This is a genomic window from Nocardioides pelophilus (assembly GCF_014180685.1).
Taxonomy (GTDB): domain Bacteria; phylum Actinomycetota; class Actinomycetes; order Propionibacteriales; family Nocardioidaceae; genus Nocardioides; species Nocardioides pelophilus.
In genome coordinates this window covers 1-3,868 of record NZ_JACEHF010000250.1, presented here as the reverse complement: position 1 = coordinate 3,868, position 3,868 = coordinate 1, and the positions used below count along the sequence as shown (strand labels likewise).

Genomic DNA, 3,868 nt, shown 5'->3' with positions numbered 1-3,868 from the left:
ACGGCACCGACCACCCGCATCACCGGCATCGGGATGCCGACCCGCGGCGGCCGGACCCCGCCTTCCTCGGCGGCGATCTCGAAGAGGTCCTTGATGGGCAGGTAGGACTCCGAGACGATGTACCGCTCGCCGACCCGGCCCTTCTCCTCGGCCAGCAGGAAGGCTTCCGCCGCGTCCTCGATGCCGACGACCTCCATGGCGGCGCCGCGCACGTAGGCGGGCATCCTTCCGAACGCGGCCGCGCGCACCAGCTCGCCGTGCGGTGTGGGTCCGTGGTCGCGGGGGCCGTAGGTCGTGCCGACGTTGAGCACCACCGCGGGGAGCCCGTGGTCGCGGTGGTAGGCCAGCACCAGCTCCTCGGCCTGGAGCCGCGACTCGATGTAGGGCCCGCCGAGGTGGCGCCAGTTGTGCGGCAGCTCCTCGTCGGCGAGGCCGTGCTCGGCAATCCCGATGGTGCCCACCGTGCTGCAGAAGACGAACCTCGGCACGCCGACCTCGACGGCGACGTCGAGCACGCCGCGCAGCGACTCCACGTTGGTGGCGAACAGCGGGGTCGGGTCGCGCCGCCACGCCCGCGCGTCGACGATGCAGTAGAAGACGGTCGCCACGCCGCGCATCGCCTCCCGCAGCGCTGCACGGTCGCCGAGGTCGCCGTACGAGCGCTCGACCGCGAGGTCGTCGAACGCGACCGTCGAGCTCGACTCCCGGATCCACACCCGTACGTCGTCGCCGCGCTCGACGAGCTTCCTGGTGACGTGGGAGCCCAGGAAGCCGCTGGCGCCCATGACGAGCTTGGTCCCGGTCATGGTCGCCGAGCCTATTGCGCCGTCGGGACCGGAGGGAGAGGCGCGTCTGCACGAAACCTCCACAGGTCGCGCACCCGATCCGACCGCCTGCCGCCGTACGGTCGAGGGCATGAGCACCCTCCCCGCCGAGCGAACGACCTTCAGCGGCGGCACCGCCTGCCGCCTGGCCCTGGCGGTCGGCGCCGCGACCGCCCTGTCCCTCTTCTGGTTGGTCGGCGCCGTCGGCGTGATGGCGGAGGAGGGCTACCGCGGAGACCTCGCGTACGCCGGCCTGCTGGCCTCTGTCGTGGGCGGCGCCGCCGTCGGGCGTCTGCAGCCAGGACCGATGGCGCAGACCATGCTCGCCACCGCGCTCGCGGTGCTCCTGGTCACCGCTCTCGCCGTCGTCGGAGGCGTCCACGACCGGGCCGCGACCTCGCTCCTGGAGCTGCTCGGCGTCAATGCGGTGTTCGCCGGTGGGTTCGCCCTCTCCGGACTGCTGTTCCACCGGGCCGACGCGGGCCGCTGACCCGCCCCCCTGGCGCGGGGTCGTCCGAGACCGGACAATGCGGGCCATGGGGCTCTTCGACAAGGTCAGGGCGGCCGCCGAGAAGGTGTTCACCGATCCGCTGCCGCCGGCGGAGGACGCCACGATCTCGTGGGACGACTCCCAGCCGGTCGCCGTGCTCGTCGAGTCCGACTGGCTGAACAACGCGACCGGGATCGACAACCACTACCAAGGCCACGACTTCATCGACCGGGCCCGCGGCATCCCCTACCGGTTCGTGCTGGAGGTGCACCGACCCGGTGTGCCGGCGTACCGCCTCGAGCGCAGGGAGCGGATCCCGGCCAAGGTCGAGGGCTCCTACCTCGGTTACGAGCACCGGGTCCCCAAGGGCGCGACGGTGCCGCTGACGGTCACCGGGCCGGGGCCGGAGGAGTTCGACATCGACTGGGACGGCTACCTCGCCCATCCGGACCGGATGCGGCAGACCAAGCGGCTCGAGGTCGAGAACCAGTGGGACGCCATCGGCGCCCAGTTCGAGCGGACCACCAAGCCGGCGATGGTCGCCAAGATCCGGTCCGGGAGCCAACAGGCGGTCATCAGCTGGGCTCACGCGGTCCGCAACGGTGCGATGACGCGCGCCGACTTCGAGCGGAACGCCGAGCAGAAGCTGCGGATGGGCCACCTGCTGGCGGCTGACTACGAGCGCGCCGTCCTCGTCATCGAGGAGTGACCGCGCTGAGCCGCTGCGGGTCGGCGACCGGCCGCCCGAGCAGGTAGCCCTGGCCGAGGTCGCAGCCCAGTCCGGCGAGGTGGGAGCGCTGCTCCTCGGTCTCGATCCCCTCGGCGACCACCTCCAGGCCGACGGCGTGGGCCAGGGTGATGACCGAGGTGACGATGGCGTCGCACACCGGGTCGAGCCCCAGTCCGGCTACGAAGGTCCGGTCGATCTTGAGCTCGTCGGCCGGAAGCTGGCGCAGGTGGGACAGCGAGGAGAACCCGGTGCCGAAGTCGTCGAGGGCGACGCCGACGCCCAGCGCACGGAGGCCTTCGAGCTGCAGCACGGTCGCCTCGATGTCGGTCAGGACGGCGGACTCGGTGACCTCGACCATCAGGTCCCCCGGGTCGGCCTCCGCCTCGGCGATGGCACGCGCGACGGTGTCGACCACGTCGGTGCGCAGCAGCTCGGCGGCCGACACGTTGATGGACACCCGGCTCGGCGAGCCGGCGGCCCGCCACGCGGCGGTGCGCCGGGCGGCCTCGGCGGCGACCCAGGCACCGATCTCGAAGATCAGGTCCGTGTCCTCGGCTACGGAGAGGAACGCGGCGGGGGAGAGCAGGCCGCGGGTGGGGTGCTGCCACCGAACGAGCGCCTCGACTCCCGTCGTGCGGCCGGTGCGGAGGTTGACCAGCGGCTGGTAGTGGAGGACGAGCTCTCCGCGCGCCACCGCACCCCGGAGCTCGGCCTCGATGCCGAGGCGCTCGACGACCATCGCCTGCATCTGGTCGTCGAACTCCGCCCACCCGCCCCGACCGTCCTCCTTCGCGCGGTACATGGCGGTGTCGGCCTCCCGGATCAGGTCGACGCCGCTCATGCCCGGCCGGGCCCGGGCGATGCCGGTCGAGCCGCCGACCCGCAGGTCGAGCCCGTCGATCCGGAACGTGGCGCGCAGCACCTCCGACAGCGCCGCGACCGCGGGCCCCGGGTCCTCCGTCGCCGGGCACAGGATGACGAACTCGTCGCCGCCGAACCGGCTGACGATCCAGCCGTCCGGCACCGCCGCCTCGAGGCGTCGAGCGAGCTGGACAGGAGTCGGTCGCCGATGGTGTGGCCGTGACTGTCGTTCACCAGCTTGAACCGGTCGAGGTCGATGAACAGGACCACCAACGGGTCGGCGGCGGGGTCGTCGAGCAGGCAGGCGAGCTCCTCGGTCGCACCCCGCCGGTTGAGCAGTCCGGTGAGGGAGTCGTGGCGGGCGTTGTGCCGCAGTCGGTCGACCAGGCCGTCGTGCGAGTCCACCAGCTCGTTGAAGGCTCGGGCCACCTGGACGACCTCGGTGGGTCCGACCTCCGGGGCGCGCCGGGCCGCGCCNCCGACCTCCGGGGCGCGCCGGGCCGCGCCGCCCAACCTCGAGGCGGCGATCGCGGAACCGAGGCGTCGGATGGGTCGGGCGAGCCGGCGGTGGAGCGCGGCCGCCAGCGCCGCCACGAGCGCGACGATGGCAGCACCGAAGCCCAGCAGCGACTGGCGCTGGTCGCGGGCGGCACTCATCGCGATGTCGACGTCGAGGCCGACGAGGACCCGCCAGCCCGTCGTGGGATCGAGGACCTCGCGCCAGATCCGCTCCACGCCGTCGGCGTCGGTGGTCGGCGGTTCGGACCACGAGACCTGGGTGCCCGTGGCGAAGGGGGCGTCGGGGGTGGTGGCGACCACCAGGCCGCTGTCGGGGTCGATGGCGACCACCACCGTCGCGCCGTCGGCGCCGGCCGGCAGCTCGAGGGCGGGGACGTCGGTGAAGAGCACGGCCACCACCGCTCCTTTCGGACCGTCGGGGCCCCGGATCGGGGCGGAGACGGC

At 73.0% G+C, this 3,868-nt stretch carries 5 protein-coding genes; 3 read left to right on the top strand and 2 right to left on the bottom strand.

Features of this window, described 5'->3' with window-relative positions:
• Nucleotides 1-806, bottom strand: an 806-nt coding sequence (locus H0488_RS22360; RefSeq protein WP_183101411.1) for an NAD-dependent epimerase/dehydratase family protein, incomplete at its 3' end; no start/stop codon positions are given.
• Between the two features lie 109 nt (nucleotides 807-915).
• On the opposite strand from H0488_RS22360, the gene H0488_RS22355 reads away from it, so the two are divergent.
• Nucleotides 916-1,314 (top strand): hypothetical protein, encoded by a 399-nt coding sequence (locus H0488_RS22355; protein ID WP_183101410.1) that lies wholly within the window; start codon nucleotides 916-918, stop codon nucleotides 1,312-1,314.
• 46 nt (nucleotides 1,315-1,360) lie between these two features.
• Nucleotides 1,361-2,023: a hypothetical protein gene (locus H0488_RS22350; RefSeq protein ID WP_183101409.1), complete on the top strand. Its 663-nt coding sequence runs from the start codon at nucleotides 1,361-1,363 to the stop codon at nucleotides 2,021-2,023.
• Here H0488_RS22350 and H0488_RS22345 read toward each other — a convergent pair.
• Nucleotides 2,010-3,674, bottom strand: a complete 1,665-nt coding sequence (locus tag H0488_RS22345; protein WP_312856489.1) for a putative bifunctional diguanylate cyclase/phosphodiesterase — start codon at nucleotides 3,672-3,674, stop codon at nucleotides 2,010-2,012. The two genes, H0488_RS22350 and H0488_RS22345, sit on opposite strands and share 14 nt — an antisense overlap.
• Nucleotides 3,675-3,683: 9 nt before the next feature.
• Between H0488_RS22345 and H0488_RS24415 the strand changes: the two genes are divergently transcribed.
• On the top strand, nucleotides 3,684-3,868 hold a 185-nt coding region (locus tag H0488_RS24415), incomplete at its 3' end, for a hypothetical protein (protein WP_246372685.1).